Origin of the sequence: Lyngbya sp. CCY1209 (genome assembly GCF_035615495.1) — a bacterium.
Lineage (GTDB): Bacteria > Cyanobacteriota > Cyanobacteriia > Cyanobacteriales > Microcoleaceae > Limnospira.
This window is the reverse complement of the sequence record NZ_JAJENU010000635.1, coordinates 1-25,603: the sequence shown is the minus strand read 5'-3', so window position 1 is coordinate 25,603 and position 25,603 is coordinate 1. Positions and strand designations below refer to the sequence as shown.

The 25,603-nt window shown below is 52.5% G+C and carries 23 protein-coding genes; 11 read left to right on the top strand and 12 right to left on the bottom strand.

Annotated features, from left to right (window positions below):
- The coding region (locus tag LKE08_RS24320; RefSeq protein ID WP_324706864.1) for an SUMF1/EgtB/PvdO family nonheme iron enzyme at positions 1-1,358 on the bottom strand (1,358 nt) is incomplete at its 3' end.
- A 201-nt stretch (positions 1,359-1,559) separates the two neighbouring features.
- Positions 1,560-1,979: a GNAT family N-acetyltransferase gene (locus tag LKE08_RS24315; protein ID WP_324706863.1), complete on the bottom strand. Its 420-nt coding sequence runs from the start codon at positions 1,977-1,979 to the stop codon at positions 1,560-1,562.
- Positions 1,980-2,356: 377 nt separating this feature from the next.
- On the opposite strand from LKE08_RS24315, the gene LKE08_RS24310 reads away from it, so the two are divergent.
- Positions 2,357-3,664, top strand: a complete 1,308-nt coding sequence (locus LKE08_RS24310; protein WP_324706862.1) for a ribulose bisphosphate carboxylase small subunit — start codon at positions 2,357-2,359, stop codon at positions 3,662-3,664.
- Positions 3,665-4,101: 437 nt separating this feature from the next.
- On the opposite strand, the gene LKE08_RS24305 is transcribed toward LKE08_RS24310, so the two are convergent.
- Positions 4,102-5,271, bottom strand: a complete 1,170-nt coding sequence (locus LKE08_RS24305) for a cysteine desulfurase family protein (protein WP_324706861.1) — start codon at positions 5,269-5,271, stop codon at positions 4,102-4,104.
- 93 nt (positions 5,272-5,364) lie between these two features.
- Positions 5,365-5,766, bottom strand: a complete 402-nt coding sequence (locus LKE08_RS24300) for a hypothetical protein (protein ID WP_324706860.1) — start codon at positions 5,764-5,766, stop codon at positions 5,365-5,367.
- Positions 5,767-6,046: 280 nt separating this feature from the next.
- Here LKE08_RS24300 and LKE08_RS24295 point away from each other — a divergent pair, with 280 nt between their 5' ends.
- Entirely contained in the window at positions 6,047-7,693 is a 1,647-nt protein-coding gene (locus LKE08_RS24295) for a phospholipase D-like domain-containing protein (protein ID WP_324706859.1), read from the top strand.
- Between the two features lie 87 nt (positions 7,694-7,780).
- Here LKE08_RS24295 and LKE08_RS24290 read toward each other — a convergent pair whose 3' ends face one another.
- Together LKE08_RS24290 and sir are read right to left on the bottom strand one after the other, a co-directional pair.
- Positions 7,781-8,515, bottom strand: a complete 735-nt coding sequence (locus LKE08_RS24290) for a 16S rRNA (uracil(1498)-N(3))-methyltransferase (RefSeq protein WP_324706858.1) — start codon at positions 8,513-8,515, stop codon at positions 7,781-7,783.
- Positions 8,516-8,583: 68 nt separating this feature from the next.
- Positions 8,584-10,587: a sulfite reductase, ferredoxin dependent gene (sir, locus tag LKE08_RS24285; RefSeq protein ID WP_324706857.1), complete on the bottom strand. Its 2,004-nt coding sequence runs from the start codon at positions 10,585-10,587 to the stop codon at positions 8,584-8,586.
- Positions 10,588-10,814: 227 nt separating this feature from the next.
- On the opposite strand from sir, the gene LKE08_RS24280 reads away from it, so the two are divergent.
- A complete protein-coding gene (locus tag LKE08_RS24280; RefSeq protein WP_324706856.1) occupies positions 10,815-11,075 on the top strand; it encodes a chlororespiratory reduction protein 7 in 261 nt (86 codons plus the stop codon).
- Between the two features lie 99 nt (positions 11,076-11,174).
- Here the strand turns inward: LKE08_RS24280 and LKE08_RS24275 are convergent, their stop codons facing one another.
- Positions 11,175-11,759, bottom strand: coding sequence for a DUF2854 domain-containing protein (locus LKE08_RS24275; RefSeq protein WP_324706855.1), 585 nt, complete (start codon positions 11,757-11,759; stop codon positions 11,175-11,177).
- Positions 11,760-12,074: 315 nt separating this feature from the next.
- Here LKE08_RS24275 and LKE08_RS24270 point away from each other — a divergent pair, with 315 nt between their 5' ends.
- Positions 12,075-12,335, top strand: coding sequence for a hypothetical protein (locus LKE08_RS24270; protein ID WP_324706854.1), 261 nt, complete (start codon positions 12,075-12,077; stop codon positions 12,333-12,335).
- Between the two features lie 82 nt (positions 12,336-12,417).
- Complete coding sequence (locus LKE08_RS24265; RefSeq protein WP_324706853.1) at positions 12,418-12,600, top strand: hypothetical protein; 183 nt, start codon at positions 12,418-12,420, stop codon at positions 12,598-12,600.
- Positions 12,601-12,685: 85 nt separating this feature from the next.
- Here the strand turns inward: LKE08_RS24265 and LKE08_RS24260 are convergent, their stop codons facing one another.
- Positions 12,686-13,879, bottom strand: coding sequence for an NAD(P)/FAD-dependent oxidoreductase (locus LKE08_RS24260; RefSeq protein WP_324706852.1), 1,194 nt, complete (start codon positions 13,877-13,879; stop codon positions 12,686-12,688).
- A gap of 172 nt (positions 13,880-14,051) precedes the next feature.
- Here LKE08_RS24260 and LKE08_RS24255 point away from each other — a divergent pair, with 172 nt between their 5' ends.
- Positions 14,052-15,653, top strand: a complete 1,602-nt coding sequence (locus LKE08_RS24255; protein WP_324706851.1) for a sodium:proton antiporter — start codon at positions 14,052-14,054, stop codon at positions 15,651-15,653.
- Between the two features lie 428 nt (positions 15,654-16,081).
- On the opposite strand, the gene LKE08_RS24250 is transcribed toward LKE08_RS24255, so the two are convergent.
- The gene (locus tag LKE08_RS24250; RefSeq protein WP_324706850.1) at positions 16,082-17,464 is read right to left on the bottom strand and encodes an NB-ARC domain-containing protein; all 1,383 of its coding nucleotides are present in this window, start codon (positions 17,462-17,464) and stop codon (positions 16,082-16,084) included.
- Positions 17,465-17,763: 299 nt separating this feature from the next.
- Between LKE08_RS24250 and LKE08_RS24245 the strand changes: the two genes are divergently transcribed.
- From LKE08_RS24245 to LKE08_RS24230, 4 genes are all read left to right on the top strand, one after another.
- A complete protein-coding gene (locus LKE08_RS24245) occupies positions 17,764-18,096 on the top strand; it encodes a hypothetical protein (RefSeq protein ID WP_324706849.1) in 333 nt (110 codons plus the stop codon).
- Positions 18,097-18,106: 10 nt separating this feature from the next.
- Positions 18,107-18,397: a hypothetical protein gene (locus tag LKE08_RS24240; protein ID WP_324706848.1), complete on the top strand. Its 291-nt coding sequence runs from the start codon at positions 18,107-18,109 to the stop codon at positions 18,395-18,397.
- Between the two features lie 6 nt (positions 18,398-18,403).
- Positions 18,404-19,870: an ABC transporter ATP-binding protein/permease gene (locus LKE08_RS24235; protein ID WP_324706847.1), complete on the top strand. Its 1,467-nt coding sequence runs from the start codon at positions 18,404-18,406 to the stop codon at positions 19,868-19,870.
- A 177-nt stretch (positions 19,871-20,047) separates the two neighbouring features.
- Positions 20,048-20,608: a Uma2 family endonuclease gene (locus LKE08_RS24230; RefSeq protein WP_324706846.1), complete on the top strand. Its 561-nt coding sequence runs from the start codon at positions 20,048-20,050 to the stop codon at positions 20,606-20,608.
- 109 nt (positions 20,609-20,717) lie between these two features.
- Here LKE08_RS24230 and LKE08_RS24225 read toward each other — a convergent pair whose 3' ends face one another.
- The 3 genes from LKE08_RS24225 to hslO all read right to left on the bottom strand — a co-directional run bounded on the left by LKE08_RS24225 (position 20,718) and on the right by hslO (position 24,889).
- A complete protein-coding gene (locus tag LKE08_RS24225; protein WP_324706845.1) occupies positions 20,718-21,245 on the bottom strand; it encodes a pentapeptide repeat-containing protein in 528 nt (175 codons plus the stop codon).
- Positions 21,246-21,493: 248 nt separating this feature from the next.
- Entirely contained in the window at positions 21,494-23,782 is a 2,289-nt protein-coding gene (locus tag LKE08_RS24220; RefSeq protein ID WP_324706844.1) for a hypothetical protein, read from the bottom strand.
- A gap of 171 nt (positions 23,783-23,953) precedes the next feature.
- Positions 23,954-24,889, bottom strand: coding sequence for an Hsp33 family molecular chaperone HslO (hslO, locus tag LKE08_RS24215; RefSeq protein WP_324706842.1), 936 nt, complete (start codon positions 24,887-24,889; stop codon positions 23,954-23,956).
- Between the two features lie 224 nt (positions 24,890-25,113).
- Here hslO and LKE08_RS24210 point away from each other — a divergent pair, with 224 nt between their 5' ends.
- Positions 25,114-25,512: a hypothetical protein gene (locus tag LKE08_RS24210; protein WP_324706865.1), complete on the top strand. Its 399-nt coding sequence runs from the start codon at positions 25,114-25,116 to the stop codon at positions 25,510-25,512.
- Positions 25,513-25,603: the final 91 nt, after the last annotated feature.

The following is a 25,603-nucleotide window of genomic DNA, read 5'->3' as shown; positions in this document are numbered from 1 at the left end:
GCATATTCCCACTCAGCTTCACTGGGCAATCGGTAGGGTTTGCCGATTTTTTTCGAGAGGCGGGCGCACCACTCAACAGCATCATACCATGAAACTTGTTCAACGGGAAGATTTAAGCCTTTAAATCTTGAGGGGTCGGGTTTGAGGTCCCGTCGGAGTTTTGGGAAGCCTGCCACTTGTCGCCATTGTTCCTGGGTGACGGGATATTTCCCCATCAGGAAAGGTTGCACCGTGACTCGATGTTGGGGTTTTTCCCTATCATACACTTCATTACTCGGTGAACCCATGAGAAAGGTTCCTCCCGGAATTAATACCATTTCCAGGGTGACTCCATTCCCCAAATCTTCGATAATACATTCGGCTTGTCCGCGACGGCGACTGATTTCTCGCCCCCTTTCATTGACTGTGAAAATATCAAATTCAAAGGTATTATTTTTAGGTTTGGCGGGAATCTGGATTGGGGGTGAAGGTGGAACTGTACCCGACGAAGGTTGTAAATCTGCCCAAACTTCCGCCACGGACTGATAGCGTTTTTTATAGGTTTCTACCAAACGGTCTAAGACTTGGCTGAATTGATTGCCAACAGGATTTCCATTCAAATAGTCTCGCCAAACCCATTCCGCTTCTAGGGGGTCATATAAATCACTCGGGTTCGTTTGGGTCAACAAATGCAAGCAGGTCACGCCCAAACTATATAAATCGCTGCCATATTTAGGTTTTCCCATCGCCTGTTCCGGGGCGCAGTATTCAGCCGAACCGATAACCGTTCCGGTGACACTGAGGGACGTGCGCGGCACCTGTTTGGCCGCACCAAAATCCACCAAAACCAATTTTTTATCGCTTTTGCGTCTGATGATATTTTCCGGTTTGATGTCCCGGTGAATAACTTTGTGGCGGTGGACGAAATCTAAAACCGTCAATACATCCTGCAAGAGTGACCGAATTTGCTTTTCGGTAAACGCGCCATTATTTTCCAATTCTTGTTGCAGGGTTTCCCCGTCGATAAATTCCTGGACTAAATATTGCCGGTTATCAGCCGTGAAATAGGCTAAAAGTTCGGGGATTTGGGGATGTTTGCCCAGTTCTTCCAGACGTTGCGCCTCCTGGTCAAATAGTTCGGCGGCTTTTTGTAGGGTAGCCGTTCCCTGCGCCTGGGGGAGAAACTGCTTGATGACGCAGGGAGGTTTGGAAGGTTTGAACTCATCGACGGCGAGGAAGGTGCGTCCGAAGCCACCCTGTCCGAGGATGCGTTTGGCCCGGTAGCGTTCGGCGAGTTGTAGTTTGCCCCCACATTTCTGGCAAAACTGGCAACCGTCGGGGTTGCGGTGGAGACAGTCGGGGTTGAGACACTGACTCATGATTCGGGATGGATGCTGATACCTGATTTTATTCTATGGCAAAATCGGGTAATTTTGACAAAAAAATCCTCTGTGTCCTCTGTGCCTCTGTGGTTTTTAAAATCAAACCGCCTGAGAATCAGTCCTCCTGTCTGTCGAGGGAAAATGAAACAGCCCCGCCCAGTATTAAGAGCCGCAGGGAGACATTAACCGGACGATTTTTTAGAGTTTTTTACGCATCATTTTGTGGGGAATATCGGCTTCCATAAATTCTTCCCCAATGACATTATATCCCAACTTTTGATAGAATGGAATAGCCGCAACTTGAGCATTAAACCAGATGGATGAAAGTCCGTTCTGTCGGGCAACTTGTTCCAGGGCAACCATCAGTTGAGAGCCGATCTTTTGACCTCGATATTCTTTGAGGACGGCGAGTCGCCCGATTTTGCCATTTTTCTCGATATCGATGCGGCCCGTCCCCACAGGTTTGTCATCTTTTAACGCGAGGACGTGGAGACAAGAATGGTCGCGATCGTCGAGTTCGAGGTGGGGCGGAACTGACTGTTCTCGGATGAAGACGGCTTCTCGAACCGAGCGAATTTCCGGGAGTTTGGCGGCGAAGGATGTCGTGATAATTTCCATCGGTAATTGAACCACTCCAGACACGGAGGACACGGAGGCATTTTTGATAAATATAAAGCGCGATCGCTCATTTTTTCCAAGGCAATTTCGTCCCCATTTCGGTGAGGGCAGACCAACACAAATACAAAATTAACACGGCTACAGCGATCGCGAAAGGAATCCAATCGTCCGGCATCACACCATCCCAAATTCTCAATTCCCAATTTTACCATCTGTTGTGGCGCTTTAGCGCCTCAGAAGGGCAGAAGCCCAACAACGGGATTTTAGGAAATAAATTCGGAAAAATGATTAATTTTTAGCCCCGCCCGCAATTTGTCACCCTTTCATATTAAAATAGAAGACTGGACAAGCTCACCCCCGATTGACGACTCACATTTATGTCTTACTATATTTCTCCCCGCTTTCTCGATAAAGTATCCGTCCACATCACCAAAAACTTTCTGAAACTGCCCCACATCAAAGTCCCCCTAATTTTGGGAATCCACGGACGCAAGGGGGAGGGCAAAACCTTTCAGTGCGAACTGATATTCGAGAAAATGGGAATCGAGCCCGTCACGATTTCCGGGGGGGAATTGGAAAGTCCCGACGCCGGGGACCCCTCGCGACTGCTGCGACTGCGGTATCGGGAGGCGGCGGAACAGGTGCGGGTTCGCGGCCAGATGTGCGCCGTATTTATCAACGATTTCGACGCCGGCGCCGGACGCTTCGACTCCGGGACTCAATACACGGTAAACACCCAGTTGGTGAACGCCACACTGATGAATATTGCCGACAATCCCACCAACGTGCAACTGCCGGGAAGCTACGACGAGACACCGCTGCAACGGATTCCGATTATCGTCACCGGAAATGATTTTTCCACCCTTTACGCGCCGCTGATTCGGGACGGACGGATGGAGAAATTTTACTGGGAACCGATTCGGGAAGATCGGATCGCGATCGTGCGGGGAATTTTCCCAGAGGACGAACTTTCTCAAGGAGATATCGTCAAATTGGTGGATAAGTTTCCGCAACAGGCGATCGACTTTTTCAGCGCGCTGCGATCGCGCATTTACGACGAACAAATCCGAGGTTTTATTCACACCCTCGGACTCGATGGAGTCTCGCGACGGGTCGTCAACAGTGCGGACAAACCCCCGGAATTTAAAAAACCCGATTTCAGTTTATCTCATTTGCTGGAATCCGGACGCGCAATGGTGGCGGAACAGAAGCGAATTCAGGAATTGCGACTGGTGGAAGAATATAACCAATTCCGCACCTTGAATACCCAACCCAGCAACCGCAACCCCCAACCAAGTAACCAACCCCACCTCCCCTATAATCCAGTCATGCCACCCCACAGTATCGGGGATTCCGGGCCGTCCGTTTTCCAGGGAGACAGTCAGAGTTCGACCACTTTCAGCCACGGCCACGCGGTCAGTACCGAGCTGAGTTTAGACATATTTGAACAAGTCGAAAAATTGCTTTCGGGGGGTTACGAAATCGGTTTAGAATATGCCGATCGCCGCCGTTTTAAAACCGGTTCTTGGAAGAGTTTCGCCCGCATTGACAACGAAAAAGAAGCGATCGCGGCGGTGGAAGATTGCCTGAAGCAGCACCCAAATGATTACGTCCGCCTGTTGGGAATTGACCCGAAAGTGCGGCGGCGGGTGGTGGAAACGATCATCCACCGACCCGAAAGTTGATAGAGCGCTGAAGCGAGGGTGTAGGGAGAGAAAAGAAGTGATAAAAAAGAAGTGAGAAAAGGTAAATTCCGCTCCCTCCTCACTTCTCACTTCTCAGAGCAAGTATCGAATGGGTAACACAGACATCCGGCCTGCATTGAACAACAAAAATCGTTGTTATAAAAACGATTGTTGCGGACATGATATAGCAACGATCGCTTAGGAATCGTGATTTTTAAATACTTTTATTCCAAAACTCTAACCCCGTTAAAATAACATCTTCTAGCCACGGTTGAAAACGCCGAACTAACATCTCTTCTGTATCTGCATAGGAAAATTGAAACGGAGAATCGATTAGAGGTTGAATGTCGCTAATATTGCGATCGCCTTCCTCAGCATTATCTCGATAAACCGGGTTTCCAGATCAAAATTAAGTTGAGAAACCCGGTTTCTTACACTTACAAACTCACCGCCAGCGACTTCGGCATCAACCGATCCAAAATCTGCTTCAAAACCATCGCCGTCCACTCGATATCCGCCTCGGTAGTATCCCGCCCCAAGGTGAGACGGATGCCACCCAACGCCTCGCGATCGCCGTATCCCATCGCCAACAAAATCGGGCTGGGGCTGAGTTTGCCACTGTGACAAGCCGAGCCCGCACTGATGCCAATTCCGGCCAAATTCAACTGTCGGACGACGGTTTTTCCGGTGATTCCCGTTTCGCCCGCCGGGGGCACCAGACAAAAGCTGACGTGGTGGGGGAGTCGGTGCAAACGATCGCCCGTCGGGTACAAATAGGGCAGGTCCGCCAACCGATCAAAAAGGCGATCGCGCAATTCGATCAGTCGTGGCGTTTCCGTTTTCAACTCCCGACTCGCCCATTCCGCCGCCGAGCCAAAACCCGCGATCGCCGGCACCGCCTGAGTCCCCGACCGCAGCTTCATCTCCTGGCCGCCGCCCCCCAGCAGGGGCACCAACTCCACCCCCGGACGGACGTACAACGCCCCCACACCCTGGGGTCCGTAAATTTTATGGCTGGAAAGGGACAGCAGATCCACCGGCAGTTTTTCCACGTCGATCGCCAACCGCCCCGCCACCTGCACCGCATCCGTGTGGAACAAAACGCCCTGCGATCGGCAGATTTTCCCCAACGCCTCCACGGGTTGCAACGTCCCCACCTCACTTTGGCCGTAAATCACCGAAACCAGTACCGTATTCGGTTGTAACGCCGCCTGCAAGTCCAGGGGGTGCACCCGTCCCTGGCGATCGACGGGCAAACGAGTGACGGACCATCCCTGTTGTTCTAATAACCTGACGGGTTCGGCGATCGCGGAATGTTCCACGCCGGAAATAATCAGATGTTGGGGCGTGTCATACCGGCGGGTGATACCAAAAATCGCCAAATTATCCGCCTCCGTCCCCCCGGAGGTAAAAACGATCCCGTCGGGTGGGGCGTTGATCAGATGGGCGATCTGTGTTCGGGCCAACTCCAACGCGGTGGCAGACCTTTGGCCCCATTCATGTAAGCTGGAAGGGTTCCCCCAAGTTTGGGTCAAAACCGCCTGCATGGCCGCGATCGCTTCCGGGCGGGGGGGAGTCGTCGCACTGTAGTCCAGGTAAATTTGCATCCGTTTAATATCCTCAATGGTTAACTGTAAAACTTATCGGTGATTTCGGGAACATTGACGGACCCAAGTTCTTCTCATTCCCCAAATCGGTCGTCAATCTCCCGGTTTACAAACGTTGTAGTCTTCGTGGGAGAGTACCTTTTGGGGAACCAAGAAATTTCCGCTATCCTGACAGAGCATCCGATAGTTGCGGGTGACGGGAATGCTGATCACAAAACGGTTGTGTCGCAGCCGCTTCCCGCCGAACTCGCGATAGTTTTTGCTGGTTCTCAAGCCGTCGATAATCGCCCGGGCCTTGATCACCACATAGTCCGGCAATCCCCTCAGATCGATGATATCTTGGGAGAACGATGCCTCCCACTCCAATTTTTTGTTGCGTTTTTCCTCCAACTCCTGATGTTCCTGTTCCTGAATCATGCGCTCTTGTTCGCATCGATGGCAGGTGCGACCGTAACCTTTATGGCCACAGGGAAAAGTCCTTTTTCTTTTTGGCATAACACGGTGTGAGGGTTGAAACTAACCCACGTCCCCGACTGCGAACCGCACCGGAGGCGCTTACCGACGCTCAAGCCGTCGGATCTCATGCAAAATCGATGGTTTCACATTCACTCGGTTCGGCTTGACGTTCTTATTAATAGATTACCTGTATGAGCGGGGATCTCTCAAATTGGGGCGTGGGGTCCGGCTTCCGGTCGTCCCCCTGCCCCCCGGCCCCCCTGCTTGTTTCTGACCCAAATCTGGGAATCCTAGATCAATTGAGTTTAAGGGATCAACCGTGCGTTTGCCTGTATCGATACGGCGGCATTCGACTTGGGTTGTGTTGCTACTCCTCAACTCGTGTGCCTGTAACCCAGATGCGATCGAATCTTCCGAGACGTCCCCGAAACCCCTGCTCGAACCCCTCCCGCAGGATTCCCAGGTTCAGGCGTATTTCAACCACTCGGAAGCCTCGGTCTATACCGAACCTTACCGCCTGCAGACTCGGCTGGGGGACGATCTCGAACAGATTATCGTGGATACCATCGAGAGTGCCTCTTCGACGGTGGATGTGGCGGTTCAGGAGTTGCGTCTCCCCAAAATTGCGGCAGCGTTGGTGAAGCAGCACCGACGGGGAGTCAGAGTCCGGGTGATTATTGAAAATACCTACAGCCGCCCCTGGAGTGAAGTGAGTGCGGCGGAAATTGCCAAATTTACGGAGCGGGAATTGGGGCATTACAACGAGTTTCTGCAATTGGCGGATTTGAACGGAGACGGCGAACTGCAACGGGATGAAATCAATCAAAGGGATGCTTTGGTGATGCTTGCCAACGCGAATGTTCCTTTGATTGACGATACTGCCGACGGCTCGAAGGGGAGCGGTTTGATGCATCACAAGTTTTTGGTTGCGGACGGAAAAACGGTGATCGTGGCTTCGGCGAATTTTACCACCAGCGGCATTCACGGGGATTTTTGTTGTGATGAAAGTCGGGGAAATGCCAACAATTTATTAGTATTGGAAAGTTCAAAGTTAGCGGATATTTTTACCCGCGAATTTGAGATTATGTGGGGGGACGGGCCGGGGGGGAAGACGGACAGTCTGTTTGGCATCAACAAACCGATTCGCGGCCCGGAACAGATGTCGGTGGGTGGGGGAACGATCGCGGTACAGTTCGCCCCCCTTTCCGAAACTCAGCCTTGGCAAAATAGCGTCAACGGCGCGATCGCACAAACCTTAGAAAAAGCCAACAAAACCGTCGATTTAGCTTTATTTGTCTTCTCATCTCAGGATTTGGTAAATACCCTGGAATCCGCCCAAACGAGGGGGGTCGGCCTGCGGGGGCTGATCGACCCCAGTTTCGCCTATCGCTCCTATAGCGAAGGGTTAGATATGATGGGAATTGCGATGGGAAATAACTGCAAATATGAAGTGGGAAATAACCCCTGGAAACAACCCCTTTCGACCGTCGGCGTTCCCAATTTACCGGAGGGCGATCGCCTCCATCACAAGTTCGGTTTGATCGATAATCAAATCGTGATTACCGGTTCCCACAACTGGACGGAAGCCGCCAATACGACCAACGACGAAACGATGCTGATCGTTCGGAATCCGACGGTTGCAGCCCACTTCCAGCGGGAATTTGAGCGATTATATGGAAATGCGACGTTGGGAATTCCGCCGTGGATATTGGAACGAGTGGAGGCGGAAAAAGCGAAGTGCGACGGCGCGATCGCCACCCCGTTTCAACCCACCGGAAAGCCGGTCAATTTGAACACCGCCTCCCAGGAGGAATTGGAAACCCTCCCCGGTGTCGGGCCGGTCTTGGCAGAGCGGATAATAGAAGCCCGAGAAAAGCAGCCCTTCGTCAGTTTGGAAGATGTCGATCGCGTCTCCGGTATCGGCCCGAAAACCTTGGAAAAATGGCGCGATCGGGTGATATGGTAAGTCCGCAGATTACGCAGATTTTCGCAGATTTAATTCAAGTCAAATATGATTTGGGGCTTTTAATTGTTAATTATTAATGGTTAATTATTAATGATTAATTGTTTCCCAAACTGCCGCCACCAGGGATAATGCCACCACCGGCGCCGTCACCGATCGCAAAATTCGGCTTCCCAAAGAAACAGGTTGAAATCCGGTATTGACGGCTATTTCGATTTCTTTGGGTGTCCATCCCCCCTCCGGCCCGATCGCCAAAATGAGGTGAGTTGCACCGTCGAGTTGAGATGCTCGCAAACAGGTGAGGAGGTGGGGAGATTCGCCCCGGGCGATACAGAGATATCGATCTGCCTGGGAATCGAAAGAGTTCAACGCTTCCCCCCAAGGGAGGGGATCGGCAATTTCCGGGACGATCTGGCGTTCCGAGAGTTCCGCCGCCTCTGTCGCGATGCGCCGCCACCGGGTCAGTTTTTGGGGACTCGGTTTGAGCAGGGTGCGATCGCTGAGGACGGGGACAAATCGCGTCACGCCCAATTCGGTGGTGCCGCGGACGATCTCCTCAAAACCGCCGCCCTTGGGGAGGGCCGCGCAGAGGGTGACGGAGACGGGCAATTCCGTATCCGCCGCGATCGCTTCGAGTACGGTGGCATTCGGGCCGTCGAGCCATTGCGTCAGCCACCATCCCCCCTTGCCGTCGATAATAATAAAGCGATCGCCCCGTCGCAGGCGCAACACCCGACCCAAATAATGCTGCTGTTCGGCACTCAGGTCAACCTGTCGGCCTTGCAGTTGATGGGGAGCGATCGCGATCCGCTGAAGTTGCACCATTTCGGTAAAGCACGCAGATTTGAGGTGAGTCAAACGACCCCAAATCGAGGACGAATCATCGGCCGAACTTACTGTTCGGCGCGGGCTCGGGCGAGATATTCCTCGATCGCCTGGGTGGCAATTTCCACGATCGGTTTGCTCTGACGTTTGGACTCATCTTTCAGTTGGGTGTAGATCTCGTGCCGGACGCTGACCCGGTGCCGGATCTTGTTGGGATCGACTGCAGCCTCCGATGAAGCTGCTGCATTCGAGGTCGTTTCAGGAGAGGATTGAACGGCGATTTCTTGCGTCTCAATGTTCATCGAGGAAGTTACAGAGTAGTTGGATACAAACTCGCGGATGGAGTCAAAACCGACGCGGTGGCAAAAGTCGCCGAAACTCTCCCCGGGTTGCCGATTCTGTTTGAAGCCAATAAAAATCGGCTCCAGAACGGCTTCCAAGTCGTTGAGAGCCAGACGATCCATAAAAGGTTGTGCCAACCGCGTCTGGTCTGGAGAGCCTCCCAGCCAAACCTGATAGGTGTCGGGAGCGCTTCCGACGAAACCCAGTTCCGCCATGTAGGGTCTGGCACATCCATTGGGGCATCCCGTCATCCGCACGACGAAATGCTCCTGTTCCAGTCCTACCTTGTCCAACAATACCCGAATCTGGTCCAGGATACTAGGGATGATCCGTTCGGATTCTGTAATTGCCAGTCCGCAAGTCGGCAAAGCGGGGCAGGCCATCGCATAGCGGACCAGCGGATCGATTTCGGTTTCCCGCAAAATGCCGTGCTGTTTGAGGGTGCGATCGATCGCCTCCCGGTGCTGCGGTTCGATTTTGTACAGAATGATATTGTGGTTGCCCGTCAGCAACATCGGAATTTGGAACTGGGTGACAATTTCCTTCAAAGCGCTCTTGAGGCGGAAATTCCCCTCGTCCTTCACCCGGCCGTTGTCCACCGAGATCCCCAAAAATAACTGGCCGTCCCCCTGTTCGTGCCATCCCAGATAATCTTTATATTTCCATTCGGGCAGAGGTTTGAACGGTTCCAGGGATTTGCCGAAATATTCCTCCACCTGGGCGCGGAATTTCTCCACCCCCCAATCTTCGATCAGGTATTTCATCCGGGCGTGACGGCGGTTTTGGCGATCGCCGTAGTCCCGCTGGGTGGCTACGATCGCCTTCATCAGGTCGTAAATATCCTCCCGCGCCACATAACCAATTTCCTTGGCAATACAGGGGAACGTCTCCTCTTTGCGGTGGGTGCGCCCCATGCCGCCCCCGGCGAGGATGTTGAAACCCTGCAGTTCCCCCGCCCCGTCCGTGATCACGATCAAACCCACGTCCTGGGTGTAGATATCGACGGAGTTATCCCCCGGCACCGTCACCGCGCATTTGAACTTGCGGGGCATATAATGTTCGCCATAGATCGGTTCTTCCCCCTCGTGGAAAACCGTGCCGTTGCCGTTACGCTGCCGGGCGGCTTTCACCTCCGGGTCTTCCTCGGCGCTGACGAATTTTTCCCCGTCGAGCCAAATTTCATAATAGGCACCCGTCTGGGGCGTGAGCAGGTCGGCAATATAATTGGCGTAGGTGCTGGCATATTGGTACTCCGGGCGATCGCAGTAGGGCGCCGGCGGGGCCATCACGTTGCGGTTGAGATCCCCACAAGCCCCCAGGGTCGATCCCATGCTCTTGATAATGTCCGAGAGCACCGCTTTCAGGTTCCGCTTCAAAATGCCGTGCAGTTGGAACCCCTGGCGGGTGGTCGCCCGCAGCGTCCCGTTGCCGTACTCGTCCGCGAGGCGATCGAGGGTCAGGTACAATTGTGGCGGAATCAACCCCCCCGGACTGCGGGTCCGCAGCATGAACTGATAATCTTTCTCCTGTCCCTTCACCCGGTTGTCCCGATTGTCCTGCTGGTAGGAACCGTGAAATTTGAGGATCTGAACCGCATCTTCGGTCAAATAGTTGCGATCGTTGAGCAATTCGGTGGCTAAGGGTTCGCGCAGATAGTTGCTGCGTTCCTTAATCCCTTCAAGTTTGGAGGGCTTCTCAACCCGAGATTTTGAAAATGTGGAGCTTGTCATAGGATCGTGCAGTGCCAGTCAAAACAAAAAAACACGCCCGGTTGAACCTGGTTTAGCCTAAATTCCAAACCGCACCCAACCCAGCTTCGTATAAACACCGGTAATTCGGTCGGGATTCCGTGATTTACGATCATCCTAACATGATTATCCCGGAGAGTGTCCCCCGTTGTCATGGGGTTCCAGTTTAAGTGAAAATAAAGGATGGAATATTAACAAAACTTAAAAAGATGGCAGATTCCCTGATGTACCAAGAAGATCACTTCGTCGTATTGGAGTCAAATCAACCCGAGCAGTTTCTGAGTGCGGGAGAACTGCTCGAAAAATTACAGACAATTTTGGCAAGCCGACAGGACGATCTCCCCCGAGATCTGCAAAAATTTGCCACCTCCGCCCAACAGGCCAAATACTTGCTCGACACCTGCTGCGACTTCGACCTCGGCCCGGGAGAGTACCTGCAATGGTATGCCGTGCGGTTGGAAAAGAATTGACAATCAATTATCCCGACTGATCCCCCGCAAAATCTGCGAAAATCTGCGAAATCTGCGGATAAAATCGCCAATTGACAATCAATGATTGACAAATGACAATCAATTCTCCAGTCCCGACTCCCGACTCCCGACTCCCTCTTCTTTTTCGGCGATCATCATGAGATCAACACAATCGGCCTCCGGCTGTTCGATTTGAACCCGAATGTTGGGGCCAAAGAATTTGGCGAGCTTGTCGCGCTTTTCTTCCCAGACAGACAGGGGGACAAAGGGGGAGTAGAATTCTAAAATCAACCCATAGGCGCCCTCAACAGCAGTTTCCCGCAGCCCTTGCAATTGGGGGTGATCTTCGTCGGTTCTCCCCAATTGCAGGCGTTCCAGGGCATCGATCAGGTGGGCCGACTGGCCGTAGCGGTAGCGGGTGACATCCTTGCGAACCTGATTTTGGGTGGGTGTCGCCTGCTGTTCCCGGAGGGCGAGGACTTCCGGGGAAGTGGGTTCGGAAAAGGGGGTGGGTTCGAGTTCGGCGGCTTTGAGGGCGAGTCCGCCGAGTAACAGGGGGATGCCGTAAAAGAATCCCGCCAAGTTCAAAGTGGCGTAGTCGGCGAAGTACGCCCAGAATCCGACGATGGTCAGCAGCCCACCCAGAACCAAGCCCAGTTGAGCCAGAGAAATTTGACGTAACATAAGATCAGTTGAGTTTGAATCGTCCGTACCGGATGATTTGAGGATTGATTCTACTTATCTTATCGGAATTTGGGCGATCGACAGGTGCGGTGGGAATTGTTAAAGACTCGGTGAGTGCGGTTTCGGACAAACGGTGCGACCTGAGTTAAGCTTTGGATGGGTCTGGCATCCCCCGGTTATCCGCACCAATGATAACTCAGATGGGCCGGTCGGGCTGTCGGTCGAAGTCGCACTCACAACTTTAGATTGTCTGTATGCTGTTGGAAGCAGCTTTTGCGATGTATCCCTCCCTGTCGCCAACCCGATCTGTAAATTATGACCCACGACGAAGATCCGTTGACCGCCGATCTGAAACGGAAAATTTTTGAACAGATTAAATCTCTCCAACAGGAAGATGAGCGACTTTACAATATTTTAGCCGTCGATGTTTGGGCGCTGGCCAAAACGATGGACGAGTTCGAGCCCGGGTTTTGGACGGCGTTTATGAAAAATCGCGAGAAAGCCTTGAAGCGGTTTTTGGCGGAGGCGAGTCAACAGGATGCTCCGAACCACAAAAAGCCTCCGTTTCTGGATTGAGGGATGGTGTTAAAATCTGAAGTGCCGCTGGGTCAGTCTGCACCCCGGATCTCGACCATGAAATGAATAGAGGGATGATTCGATGGACGCACAAATTATCCGAGAGCGGGTTGCCGTAATTGAAAGCAAACGGGATGCTCTGGTGCAATTGCTGGAGAAGCCGGATTTGGGGCCTTTGAGAATTGATGTGAACCAGGCTTTGGAGGAAATGGACGACTTGCTCGACGAGTTCAAGCGCACGTTTCCCGACTCGGAAAATCAGTGAGGTTGCCACGATTTCGCCGTTCTACGGCGGAAATTTGAGATAAAATACCATCTGCGGCGGCAATTTACCCATTGCCGCCGCTGTTTTATCGGCTCATCAACTCCTGCAGGGGCCGGCTCATCCAGTTGAAGGCGACCCGCATCTGATGCTCCGGGGTGGGGAGTCGGTAGAGGTAGATGAGGCGGCGAGCCAGGTGGGCCAACTGGCCGTCGAGTTGGAGGCCCAAACCGGCGAGGGTGGCGGTATCTTTCCCCAAGGTCATCATTTCCCCCAATCCCTGATAGCGGAAGGGGAGCAGGGGGCGTCCGGTGAGGGAGGCCCAGAGGTTCCAGCCGGCGTAGTCGGCCTGTTGAAAGGCGGCTTGGGCGGTGGCGGGGATTTTTTGGCCGTCGGCGTCGTGGCACTCGGCGAGATCGCCGAGGGCGAAGATTTCGGGGCGGTCTACCACTTGCAGGGTGGGGGTGGTGACGAGTTGATGTTGGGCATTCTGCTTCAGGGGGAGCGATCGCACCAAAGGAATGGTTCGGGTTCCCACGGTCCACAGGACGATATCCACGGGCAGCACGTCCACCTGGCCGCGATATTCGAGGGCGATGGTTTCGGCGTCCACGGATTGGACGGTGGTTTCGAGATCGAGCCAAACCTGCCGTTCGGAAAGAGCCTGTCGGGCAACTTTCCGGTTGAAGTCGGGGGAGGACTTGAGAATTTCTTCCCCCCGCTCCACGAGCCGCAGCCGGCCCCGCTCTCCGAGGCGTTCGGCTAACTTGCAGGCGAGTTCGACGCCGCTGTAACCGCCGCCGACGATCGCAACCCGAATCCGCTCGGCATCGGAGGCTTCCAGGAGTCGCAGGCGTTCTTCAAGGCGGTAGGCGTCGGCGACGGTGCGGAAGGGGATGGCCTGTTCTTTGGCTCCCGGCACGCCGTCGAGGGGCGTTTCCCCGCCCAGGGCTAAGACGAGGCGATCGTAGTCCAAAAACCTGCCGTTGTGCAATTGTACCTGGTGGGCGGTGAGGTCAATGTCAGCCACGGCCCCCTGCACGAAGCGGATAGAAGTCCCTTTCAAGAGTTGTTCAAAGGGCGGGGCAATTTCCCAGGCTTGCAGTTCCCCGGTGAGGAGTTCGTACAGCAGCGGCGAAAAGACGAAGCGATCGTGGCGATCGACCAAGGTGATTTCCGGCACTTCTGCGGGTAGCCAGGGGAGCTGGGTTAAACGGAGGGCGGTGTAGAGTCCGCCGAAGCCTCCGCCGAGAATACAGATGCGGGTCGGTTGTTCGGTCATGGGATGGGTCGGTCGATCTGAGCTGGGCGATGTTCTATCTAGGATAGCAACGGAATCGGGAGTCGGGGCGATCGCGGGTCGAATTGGAGCCGCCTGTGGGAAATTGAAACTTCCCCGATCCGATAAGATAGCCTAAGTTGAATTGGATTGATTGTCCCTAAGGGCCCCACCTATGACTGCAGAAGCTGCGATCGCCGAGATCGCGATCAAACAAAATTTGGAGCAATTTCTCCTCGTCCTGCTGGTGTCCCTCAGCGTCGCCACCCTCTCCCGCCTGTTCGCCTGGTTTCGGCGCATTCCCTTCACCCTGCTGCTGGTGATTGTGGGATTGATTTTGGCGATCGAGGATATCCGCCTGGTGAACCTGTCGCCGGAACTGATTCTGGAGATTTTCCTGCCCCCGCTGCTGTTTGAAGCCGCCTGGAACATGAATTGGCGGGATCTCAAGCGGGATCTGGTTCCGGTCTGTTTATACGCGATCGCGGGGGTGATTATTTCCGTGGTGGGGATCGCCCTGGGGTTGAATTGGCTGGCGGGAATCCCGATCGCGATCGCCCTGTTGGTGGGGGCCAGCCTCGCCGCCACGGACCCGATCTCGGTGGTGGCGTTATTCAAAGAATTGGGGGCCGGACGGCGCCTGCGAACCCTGATGGAGGGGGAAAGCCTGTTCAACGACGGGGTGGCGGTGGTCGCCTTCAGCCTGCTGGTGGGTTTGCCGATGGGGACAACGGAATTTTCCGTCCCCCAAACTGTGCTGAAGTTCTTCGCGTTCGTGGGAATCGGTGTCGGCGTCGGCAGTTTGATCGGCTTCGGGATCTCCTATCTCACCCAACGCTTTGATTCTCCCCTGGTGGAACAATCCCTGACCCTGGTTTCGGCCTACGGGACCTATGTGATGACGGAGAATTTGGGGGGCTCCGGCGTCATCGGCGTGGTGACGGTGGGGTTGATTCTGGGAAATTTCGGGTCCCGGATCGGCATGAACCCCCGCACCCGGCTGATCGTCAGCGAGTTTTGGGAGTTTCTGGCGTTTTTCGTCAATTCGATCGTGTTCCTGCTGATCGGCGATCAGATCCAGTTTTCCAGTTTGGGGGAAAATATCGAACCGATCGCGGTTTGTATCGGCGCGGTACTCCTGACGCGGGCGATCGCGACTTTTGGCCTGAGTGCGTTGAGTAACGGCGTGGCGCGATCGAATATCGGCTGGCGCGATCAGATGGTCCTCTGGTGGGGCGGGTTGCGCGGTTCCGTGTCCATCGCCCTGGTTTTGAGTGTCCCCGCCGCGTTGCCGGGACGGGATGAAATGATCGCCACGGTGTTCGGTGCGATGTTATTTACCCTGCTGGTGCAAGGACTGAGCACCCAATCGTTGTTGCAGGTTTTGGGCCTGATCGGCGACCAACCTTTGCGTCAGGAATATCTGGAATTGGTCGCCCGCCGGGTGGCATTAAATCGGGTCAAAACTTATCTTTCCGAGTCGGTTCGTAAGCAGGAAATCGACTCCGAATTTTATCGATATCAGGTTGAATTGGTGAATGGGGAATTGGAGACGGTTCAAACCCGGATCGATAAATTGCTGGCGGAACATTCCCAACTGCTGGAGTTGAGCATGGAGTTGTTGCGGGAGGAGTTGGTGGATATCGAAGCGGAAACTTACGCGGAATTCGTGCGATCGGGCCGTTTGAACAGTCAGCTTTCGCCGATTTTGTGGGAAGTGATGGAGAAGAAAGATGAGGAAGCGTCGCCCCCACAATCCGAACAAGAAATTGCTTGACGGTTGGGGTTCTCAAATTGACCGGAATTCCCCCTGGGGAATCAATTCCCTTTTCTCATCGCACAAATCATCTCAAGATGATTGGGGATTTGAGTTCTATGCATCTATTTTAGGCGATCGCCATCCCCCCATTCCCTGTGGGAGCAACCGTCTCGGGTTGCTCCTTAGTCAGTGCGAAACTGTAACCCCTTGCCTAGCTGGTTGCTATATATAGCAATCAGAAATTATTCTGAAAAATGTCTCGCCCCCAAACCCCCAATTCTGGGGGCTTTGAGACGCTCAAAATTTTACGAATCATTTCACACTGCTATAGCAATCAGAAATTATTCTGAAAAATGTCTCGCCCCCAAACCCCCAATTCTGGGGGCTCTTAGCCGATGATTTTTCACAAATCATTTCACACTGCTATATGCCTTTTAAAAATAACTCTAGTTTAAATCGCCAAAATTGCCATTTTTAATCGTGATCAAATATTCTCGAAAGATGGAGGATATTTGAAAGAAAGCCTGATCCTGTTTGATGGCTTTCAACAAGCAGCGTCTCTGCAAGGACTGTAAGCCGTTAATTAGATCGGTTGAAGAGAGGGAGAGTTGGGTTCTCAATTGCGATCGCGAAATGGGATGATTGCTCTTGCTCAATTCTAACGCGATCGCTTGTTCGACGGATGATAATCCCTCGAACGATTCTCTAAGCTGACCGTGCATTAATTCGGTAATAATCATGCCATCTTCTGCCAAAAATTCGGATACTTTTCCCAAAAAAATGTTTGTAATCAGTGCGGAAATATCTTGCAAGTAAACGGGATTTCCTTCGTATAATTGAATCAAATCTGCCCAGTTGTCTCGGTCTGTCAATCCCAGATTTTCTAAAATCTCTACACTTTCCAAGCCTCCTACAGCCAAAGATTTGATGGGATATAAATCATTACCCGATGATGACAGCATTTCTGGGGATTGTTCTCGACCGATTAAAATGATGCTGCTTTGATGTTCGATTTGTGCGATCGCTCTCAAAAATTGATGATAGTTTTTGTGTCGAGTCTGGTATCTCCCCGCGAACTGTCCGCCGACAAATATTTCTTGCAAGTCATCAATGACAATCAAGCATCTCTTTTCGCTCAAAAGAGCCATCAGATCGTTGATTTGATCGTCTTCTCGATGAGCATCTGGAACGATTTTAGTTAAAGTATCGGCGACTATTTTATTTAATTGTGGCGATATTTTGAGGTTTTTCCAGATGACGACATCAAAATCGTCTAAATGGCGATCGATTAACTTTTTCACCAGGGTAGTTTTGCCGATACCCGCAGTTCCGATCACCGAGATTAACGGTATTTTTTCATCAATGAGCCAACGGGACAGGGTGTCGAGTTCGGTGGTGCGATCGCAGAATTTCCTGACTTTGGGTGCGAGGGTTAAATCATGGTATTGGGTGCGGGTGCGGGTGGTTTCCGAGGGTGCGATCGCTTCTTCTTGTCGTCCTGGATTGCCTCTGGGATAATAGGGACACCAGGTCAAATTATTATTATTAAAACTGAAAATTTGAGAATTTATCGCCCTCTCCAACGTCCAACAAAAATTCGATTTTTTAATATCTTCATTTAACGATTTGGATAAAATTTTAAATAGCTGGCGACTGACATCCCCAATATAGTTTTCGTTGTAGCCGTTCCCTATATCTTCCGCGATATCCTTGTAACTCTTCCCTTCACACAGTCCTTGAGCGATCGACTTTTGCAGGTCGTCCAAGTGTTCTCCCGTCTGCTTTTCCACCAACCGATCCACAAATTGTAACAATTCCGCAATATCCATACATTTAGGCAGGGTCAGGGTTTCGGCTATTATAACTCAGTTTTCGGGTAGAAAATCAAGTGATTTCTGGTATTTGCTTCATACTTTGTTACAAAATTGGCGAGAAAATCTGTTTTTTTCAGGTTGCGGGGTTCAGGACAGCGGATCTAGAGTGAGAAAGGATCAACCTTTAACGGACTGCAATTGTTTTCAGAGCGAATCGATGAGAGCGATCGCAGCTTTTCGTCTGTCACTCTGCTATAGGAAGAGTATATGTTGGGTTGGGAGCGATACTCTTTCAAAGTCATGGACTTCTGTTTATGGAATCTACAAACTCTTCTGTCAATTTTACCCGTCGCAAAAAATTCAAAAACAACTTGTCAACTCTTCTAATCGCTGTCTTACTTTTTTTGTGGACTCCGGCTCTAGTTGGGCTGACATTAAAATACCAAACTTCCTGTCCAGGTCCCTTGCTTGATTGGAGTGAACAGTCACAGCAGTTATTCCATGAATGTCACCCGGGACAAGTTGAAGTTACAAGAAAAAAAATTTCAAAGAAAGTGGGTGATTTTTTCAATCAGGTGGGCAAGGTGAGTAATAATGTGAGTCACAATGCGAGAAATTTTTGGCAACACTTGTTTTCAAAAAATTGAGGTAAGTTATATGTCTGACAATGAACAGCAAGCTTCTAGATCGGCAACCTGGATCGATATTATTCCCGCAGGACGCATCCTAGTTATAGGATTAGTAATTGCTTGCGGTATAGTAACAGTTATCCTATTTTTTAAAGGGGGTAGTATTTGCATTCCTCCAGTGTGCGGCTTAGAACCTATTGCTGCGGCAGGTGTGACAGTAATCCTCCTGACTACTGTATTTGGAATGTCCGCTCTTCCTGCCCTTGGCGTTGGTGTCATTGTTTTTGCAATCGTTAAAATTTCTCTGGGTTTGGGCTAATTTATAATGAGTTTAGTCACAGTCAAAAATGCATCCAAGATTTTTCAAAGCTGGTTTCAAAAAACCACGGTACTATCCGATATAAATTTTACGATAGAACCTGGAGAATTCGTCGTACTGAGAGGACAAAATGGCTCTGGTAAAACGACACTGTTAAATCTAATTTTGGGTTTGATAGAACCAACTGACGGAGAAGTTGAGTTGATGGGTTGTCCATCTACCGACTCCGAATCTAAAAGTTTGGTCGGTGTCGTTTTGCAAGAAACCCAGTTTCCCCAAAAGTTGAAAGTCAAAGAATTAATCGATTTGTTTAGGGGCTATTACTCTAACCCAACTTCCACTGAGGAAGCCCTGAGAAAAGTCAGCTTAACTGAGAAGCAAGACAGTTTTGCAGCGTCACTATCTGGCGGACAAAAACAGAGACTTTTGTTTGCATTGGCATTGATTGGCAATCCTCAACTTTTAATTTTAGATGAGCCAACCCGCAATTTAGACCAAGAAGGATACGAAGAATTTTGGCATCAAATTACAGAGTGTAAAAAACAGGGCGTTACTGTTTTGATGGTCACAAATAATCAAGCCGACTGTCAAGAACTCAATAGTCTGGCAACTCGGTATCTCAATTTGCAGAAATTTTCTCCAAATTTAGAAGACTCTCAAATTGAGATTGAATCCATTAATGAGGTGGGCTTGGAACCCAATATTTTTTTGAAAGAAAAGTCAAATCTATTGCACAAAAACTCATCTTTTAAATCTTTTAAAGCACAAATTTTTTCGGAATTCTTACAAACTTATCGTACACCCGTTTATTTATTTGGAATTTTATTGCCGATTGTTGGAGTCATTTATTGCATAATATCGGAACCCGAAGCGACTGTAGCCAAACAAATTTTAATTTTTTGGTGTAGCTTATTTCTGGTTACATTTTCTTTGCAATCACTGCCGGGGCAAATTGCATCAGAACGTGCAGAAGGTTGGCTGAAGCTGATTCGCACAACTCCACTGTCTTCAATTACCTACATCTTGTCTAAAGTTTTTGTATCTCTTTCAATTTGCATGGTGGTTATAATATTGACTCTGGTGGGTGGAAACCTCCTATTTCAATTGAATCTTCACTTTCAACAACTAATTAATTTGCTTCTAACTTTTTTAATTGTAGCTATCCCTATTTTAGCATTCAGTTTAATCATTAGTTATATTTTCGAGCCAAGATCTGTTAATGCGGTCAATGGAGTGTCCTTAATTGGGATTGGATTGATTTCAGGATTGCTGCCAATCTCCGAGTCGGCTTGGGTTGAAGATGCTATACTTTTATCGCCCGTGTATCACGCCCAAAAACTTATATTTTTAGCGGCGGGCATCAATCAGGGACAAAGTTATCCGTTATTGCATTTACTTTGGTTGTGTTGGGCAAGCGTTGTGTTTATTAGCCTTGCAGTTTTGGCTTACCAAAGAGATGGCTTAACTCAGTAAACTGTCATCAATTATAAGGTGCGGTAGTTTTCAATTGTCGGGTGCGTCAGTTAGAATTGATTGGGTCATGATTGCCAGTAACGGATTCTGACGCCCCCTTACGAACGACTCAGACTTCAGTGATGCCAATTTCAGGGGATTGAGTTACATTGAAAGAGAGACTCATGATTTTCAGCCATGACCAGCACTCAGAGAGTTCGTTGGACGATCGCCGATCTCGAACTGTTCCCCGAAGATGGAAAACGCTACGAAATTATTGACGGAGGGTTAATTGTGACCCGGGCACCTCATTGGAGACATCAAGAGGTCAGCGGGAATATTTACGCGGCGTTACAGGCTTGGTCTCGTCGCACAGGTTTGGGAAGATCCGCGATCGCACCTGGTATTATATTTTCCACGACGGATAGCGTGATTCCCGATGTCGTTTGGGTTAGCAATCAGCGATTGGAAACTGATTTGGATGAGTCGGGACATTTGACGGCTGCACCGGAATTGGTGGTGGAGGTCTTGTCGAAAAGCAAACAAGATAGACGCAGGGATTTGGAGTTAAAATTGAAACTCTATTCGACGCAGGGGGTACGAGAATATTGGATTTGCGATTATCAGAAAGCGGAGGTTAAAGTTTATCGGCGCGACCAGGCGATGCTGAATTTAGTGACAACGTTGCTGGTACAAGATACCTTAACCAGTCCGCTCCTCCCCGAGTTTAGCTGTCCGGTAGCTCAGTTTTTTGAATAATATCGTATCCACTGATTTGCCCAAATAATCTTCCCAATTCTCGCTTAGTGGATTGTTGCGAGTCGGGGGCCCCTGGCTTGCGCCCTTGGAAATTGATTCCCCAGCGGTACTAACCCCATTCGATCGCATCCCGGAGACTGGTTCTAACCAGGGTGGTATCGCCGAAATCAATCCCTTCGATATGGGCACGGCTCAGGGTGACTGAAAATAGAACGGACTGAGACAAATCGACGCCCCGGAGATCGGCTTCCGTCAAATCGGCATAGGCGAATTTTGCGTGACTCAAATTGGCGCCCCGGAGGTCGGCGCCTTTGAGGTTGGTTTTAAAAAACTTGGCGCCCCGGAGATTGGCATCTCGCAGGTTGGCATATTGTAACTTGGCACTGCTGAGATCGGTTTGGCTGAGGTTCGCCCCGTTCAGGTTGGCGAACAAATGGGTTTGGCTGAGGTTGGCACGGCGGAGGTTGGCGCCGGCGAGGTTCGCCTGCCAGAGCAACAACCCTTTCAAATTGGCGGATTCCAAATTAGCCCCTTGCAAGTCGATCCCGATAAAACCCCGCTTTCCACTGGCATACAGTCTGAGCAGTTCGCCCGGGGTCAAGGTTTGGTGGGTGGATGGTTTGTCCCAGTAGGTCATGGTTGGTGCGGGTCCGGTTCCCGGTCAGGTTGAATGTGCGATCGCTTCGAGGGATGAGTGTTCGTCGGGAACGGTCAGATCTGCATTCAAACCGAGCCCGGAGGAATTGAATCTCGCCCCCTTTCGTGCCACATTGGCAATCCAAACACCCTGCATTGAAATTCCGCGATCGCGCCTTACTGCACTCTTGACCCCATTCTAATGGAACTTTCCGCACCTTTTCCCTGCGATCGCATTCCGATCCAATTTTAGAGTCGCTGCCCGGACGGGTCGAGAAACTTGGTGTCGGAGGTGATCGGTTTGTTCAAGTCCGGGACACCGTAGGGGTCGATCGGGTCGGGAGCCGGACCGGGGGAAGGCTCCTCGTAATACTCTTCATAACCCTCATAATAATTATTTTCGTAACCCTCATAATAAGGATCGGGAGCCGGAGCCGGAGCCGGAGCCGGAGCCGGATTCAACCAGGCCTGCCAATCCGCAATTTGCGCCTGGGCGGCGTTGTAAACGGTAGTTCCGGAGGGAATGCTTCTCAGGGTTTCGATCGCCCCCGGCACGTCGTAAACGGCCTGATCCAGACCCCGCCGCAATAGGGTTTGGCTCCAATCGTCGATCAAGTTGTCGGCCCGGGAGCGCCAGGAACTGCCGGTAGAGACGCGGCCGGCCAAATCGATCGCCCGGGTCAACCCCTCGATCGTCCCCGGGGCGGCGGCGGTTTCGGCATTTTTCAAATTCTGAATGTCTTTCAACTGCGATCGCCACTGGTTGATGTCGGACTGCGCCTCTTCGTAGAGGGTGAGATCCGGCTTGATCTGCTCGGCGACGGCGATGGCGTTGGCGAAATCCCCCTCTGCGGCCAACTGTTGCGCCCGGTCTAAAACGGGCTGATATTCGAGCCGCTCACTGCGCTCCCGCCATTCAGAAATCCGGGCTTGGGCTTCGTCGTAGAGGGTTCGACCCCGGCTGATTTGGGAGGCTTTGGCGATCGCGGCTTTCAGGGAGTCCACGTCCCCGAAACTCGCCAACTGATCGGCTGTTTCCAAATAGGGCAGATCTTCGATTTCCTCCACCTTGCGGGTCCAGCGGACCATTTCCGCCCGAGCTTCATCCCCGCGAGGGTTGGAGGCGGGGATGGTTTCCAACTTGTCGATCGCCGCCTTGAGATCGTCCACGGTGCCGGTGCGGGCCAACTGGCGGGCCTGGTTGAGGGTAGCCACATCCGCGATTTCCTGTTGCCAACCCCGGATGTACTGTTGGGCTTTCCAGTATAGGGGACGGCCCCGCTCCAGTTTTTGGGCCTGGGCGATGGCGTCCTTGAGGCCCTCGGGGGTGTCGAGCAGGGCGGGGACGTGGGCGCGGGCCAGGACGATAAAATCTTTCACCTCTTCTTGGAGTTTGGCGGCGGCGGGAATTTTGTTCACCGTCGCGATCGCCTCCTGCCACTCGCCCGACTCCAATCGATCTTCGGCCGAAGCCATAATTTCTTTACTGAATTTGACGATTTCTTTTTGCGCCTGCCCCTTCAGGTGGCTATCTTCAGAAAGCGCCTGCAATTTCGCGATCGCCGCGAGCCAATTGTCGATGCCGCCCCGGGCGCCCAAATTGCGGGCTTCGGCCAGTTTTTTGCTGTCCTCCCGGGCAATTTGGATCAGATCGGTGAGCTCCTGATATTTCGTGGTTTCCCAGTAGGTATTCCCCACGTTCAACAGCAGCGTCGCCTCCCGAAACGCCTGATTCAACTGCTCCTCGCGCATCAAATCTTCGGCTTTGCGATAGATTCCCTCCGCCTTTTTCCAGAGATTCCGCCAATCTCCGATCTGTTGCTCCACCGCAGCGGCCGCAGAGGTCCCGGCGGGAATTTTTTTCACCATCGCGATCGCCCCGGACAGCTCCCCGGCCTGGAATTCCGCCTCCGCCAACTGCAGGATGTCCCCGGACCATTCCTCGATCTGGCGGTTAATTTCGGGGCGCAGGGGGTGATCCTCGGGGAGGGCGTTCACCAACTCGATGGCGACGAGGAGATCGTTGACGGTTTGTTTGTTGGCGGCCGTTTCCGCGCAGTAGAGCCGCAGGGAGGCTGAGGCCACGGGCCAGAAAATCTTCGGGCAGTTGGGCAGGGAGGGCGATCGCAACAGCAGACTGCTGGCGATGTAGGCGATGCCGGCGGGGGTCGCCAGGACGAACAGCAACCCCACGGGGGCCAGGTAGGCTTTCAGGCGTTTCCGCCTCGCGGCGGGGTCGATGGGGGCGGGGTGAGGCGCGGCGGGGGCGGGAGTCACCTTCACCAGAGCCGAGCTCAGGTCCGGTTCCGGTTCCGGTTCCGGTTCCGGCTTCTTCTGTTCGAGGCCCGATTCCAAGAGCGCCCGGATCTCCTTCAACCGTTCCTTGCGACTTTTCCGTTCCCGGGGGACTTCCGGGGCGGTGTCCGGGGAGGGGGGCATCTGCGAATCGGCCCGGTTTGAAATCGGCGACTTCGCATCCGCAACACTTCGCGAACGCAATTCTAACCAACGGTTGTGTTTGGGTTTCCGATCGCTCATGGTCCAGTTATCCTCGCGCAGCCTTCACCCCATCCCAAAGAACGACAATGAGAAGCGTGGGTATTGCTTCGGTGTTATACCACTGTTAGTCCGGCGATCGCAACAATTGGGGACAATTGATAATTGATAATTCCCGACTCCCTAATACCGACTCCCGACTCCCGCTTTCCCTCAATTCCGGTAGATTTTGCCGGCTTTTTGGGACAATTGCCCCCGGTTGTCTTGCAAGTCTCGGATCAGGCCGTGCAGGTGATCCGGGTTGGCGTGGTACATCTGGCCGCAGAATTCGCATTTAGCCTCGGCGCCGCCGTCCTGCTCGATCATATCTTGCAACTCGGCTTGTCCGAACATTTTCAAGGCCCCCAGGACGCGATCGAAGGAACAGCCGCAGTCGAATTGCAGCAGTTGGGTTTCCGGGAGGATGTTCAACCCCAAATCTCCGAGCAGGCGATCGAAAATGTTGGGCAGGGTGCGACTTTCCCGCAGTAGGGGGGTGAAACCGGACAGGGAGGACAGGCGGGATTCGAGTAACTCGACGAGGGTTTCGTCCGTGGCGGCTTTGGGGAGCACCTGCAACAGCAGTCCCCCGGCGGCCTGGACTCCCTGTTTGTCTACAAAAACCCCCAACACCAGAGCGGAGGGGGTTTGTTCGGAGGTGACGAGATAGTGGGTGAGGTCGTCGCCGATTTCCCCCGACACCAATTCGACGGTACTCGAATAGGGGTAGCCGTAGCCCACATCTCGCACGACGTAGAGGTAGCCGTCGCGCCCCACCGCGCCGCCGACGTCGAGTTTTCCGCGAGAATTGGGGGGCAGTTCGATCGCCGGGTTGCCGAGGTAGCCCCGCACCGTCCCGTCTAGTCCCGCATCCACGACGATGCCCCCGAGGGGGCCGTTGCCTTTGATTTGGATATTCACCCGGGACTCGGGGCGTTTCATGCTCGAAGCCAGTAACAGACCCCCCGCCATCGTGCGCCCGAGGGCCGCCGTCGCGACGTAGGAGAGCTTGTGACGCCGTCTGGCTTCTTCCGTCAGGCGGGTGGTAATCGCCCCGACCACCCGAATTCCACCATCTGCCGCCGTAGCGCGAACCAGTCGATCAGCCATGCTTACATTTCTTTACATTCCGACAGATTCTATTTTAGGGGAGTGGGGAGTCGGCAGTGGGGAGTTGGGAAAATTATCGATTCCCCATTGAGCAGTGCGCGGTGCCATACCCGCGTCATCCTGCTGGCTGTCAGGACGGCGATCGCTTCCTCGTCGTGGGTGGAGGCGATCGCTATAATAGGAGGCTGGTGCGATTCGTTGCCCGACCGTTTAATCTGACCCCTATGCTAGGTACTTTTCAACAAAGCAGTCTCCGGATCGAGGTGGACGCCCCGGAAGCGACCATCCGCAAGAGTCTGTTGCATCCCCACCAGGTTCAGCGGTGGCTGTGGCCCCAGCAATTTTCCCCTGGACTTCCGGAACAGTTTCGCACGGGCCTGACGTTTACGAGTGCGATCGGCCCAGTGCAGATCCGACACTCTGTCGATGTGGCGGAGTCGAACTGTCTGCGCTTCCTGCTGAGTCAGGGCATCGATGGGTTTCACGAGTGGTACTGGGGCGACGGCTGGGTACAGTCCCGCCTGGAGGGCGTTTCCGTCCTCCCCCTCAACCTCGGCCAGACGGTGAATTTGACCCAACTGCGGGGATTTCTTTTGGTGCAAAAACAGCAGGAAAATAATTGACTCGATCCCCCATTATCCCCCTTGAAAAGGGGGACTTTGATAGACTCGATCCCCCTCAATCCCCCTTGAAAAGGGGGACTTGGATAGACTC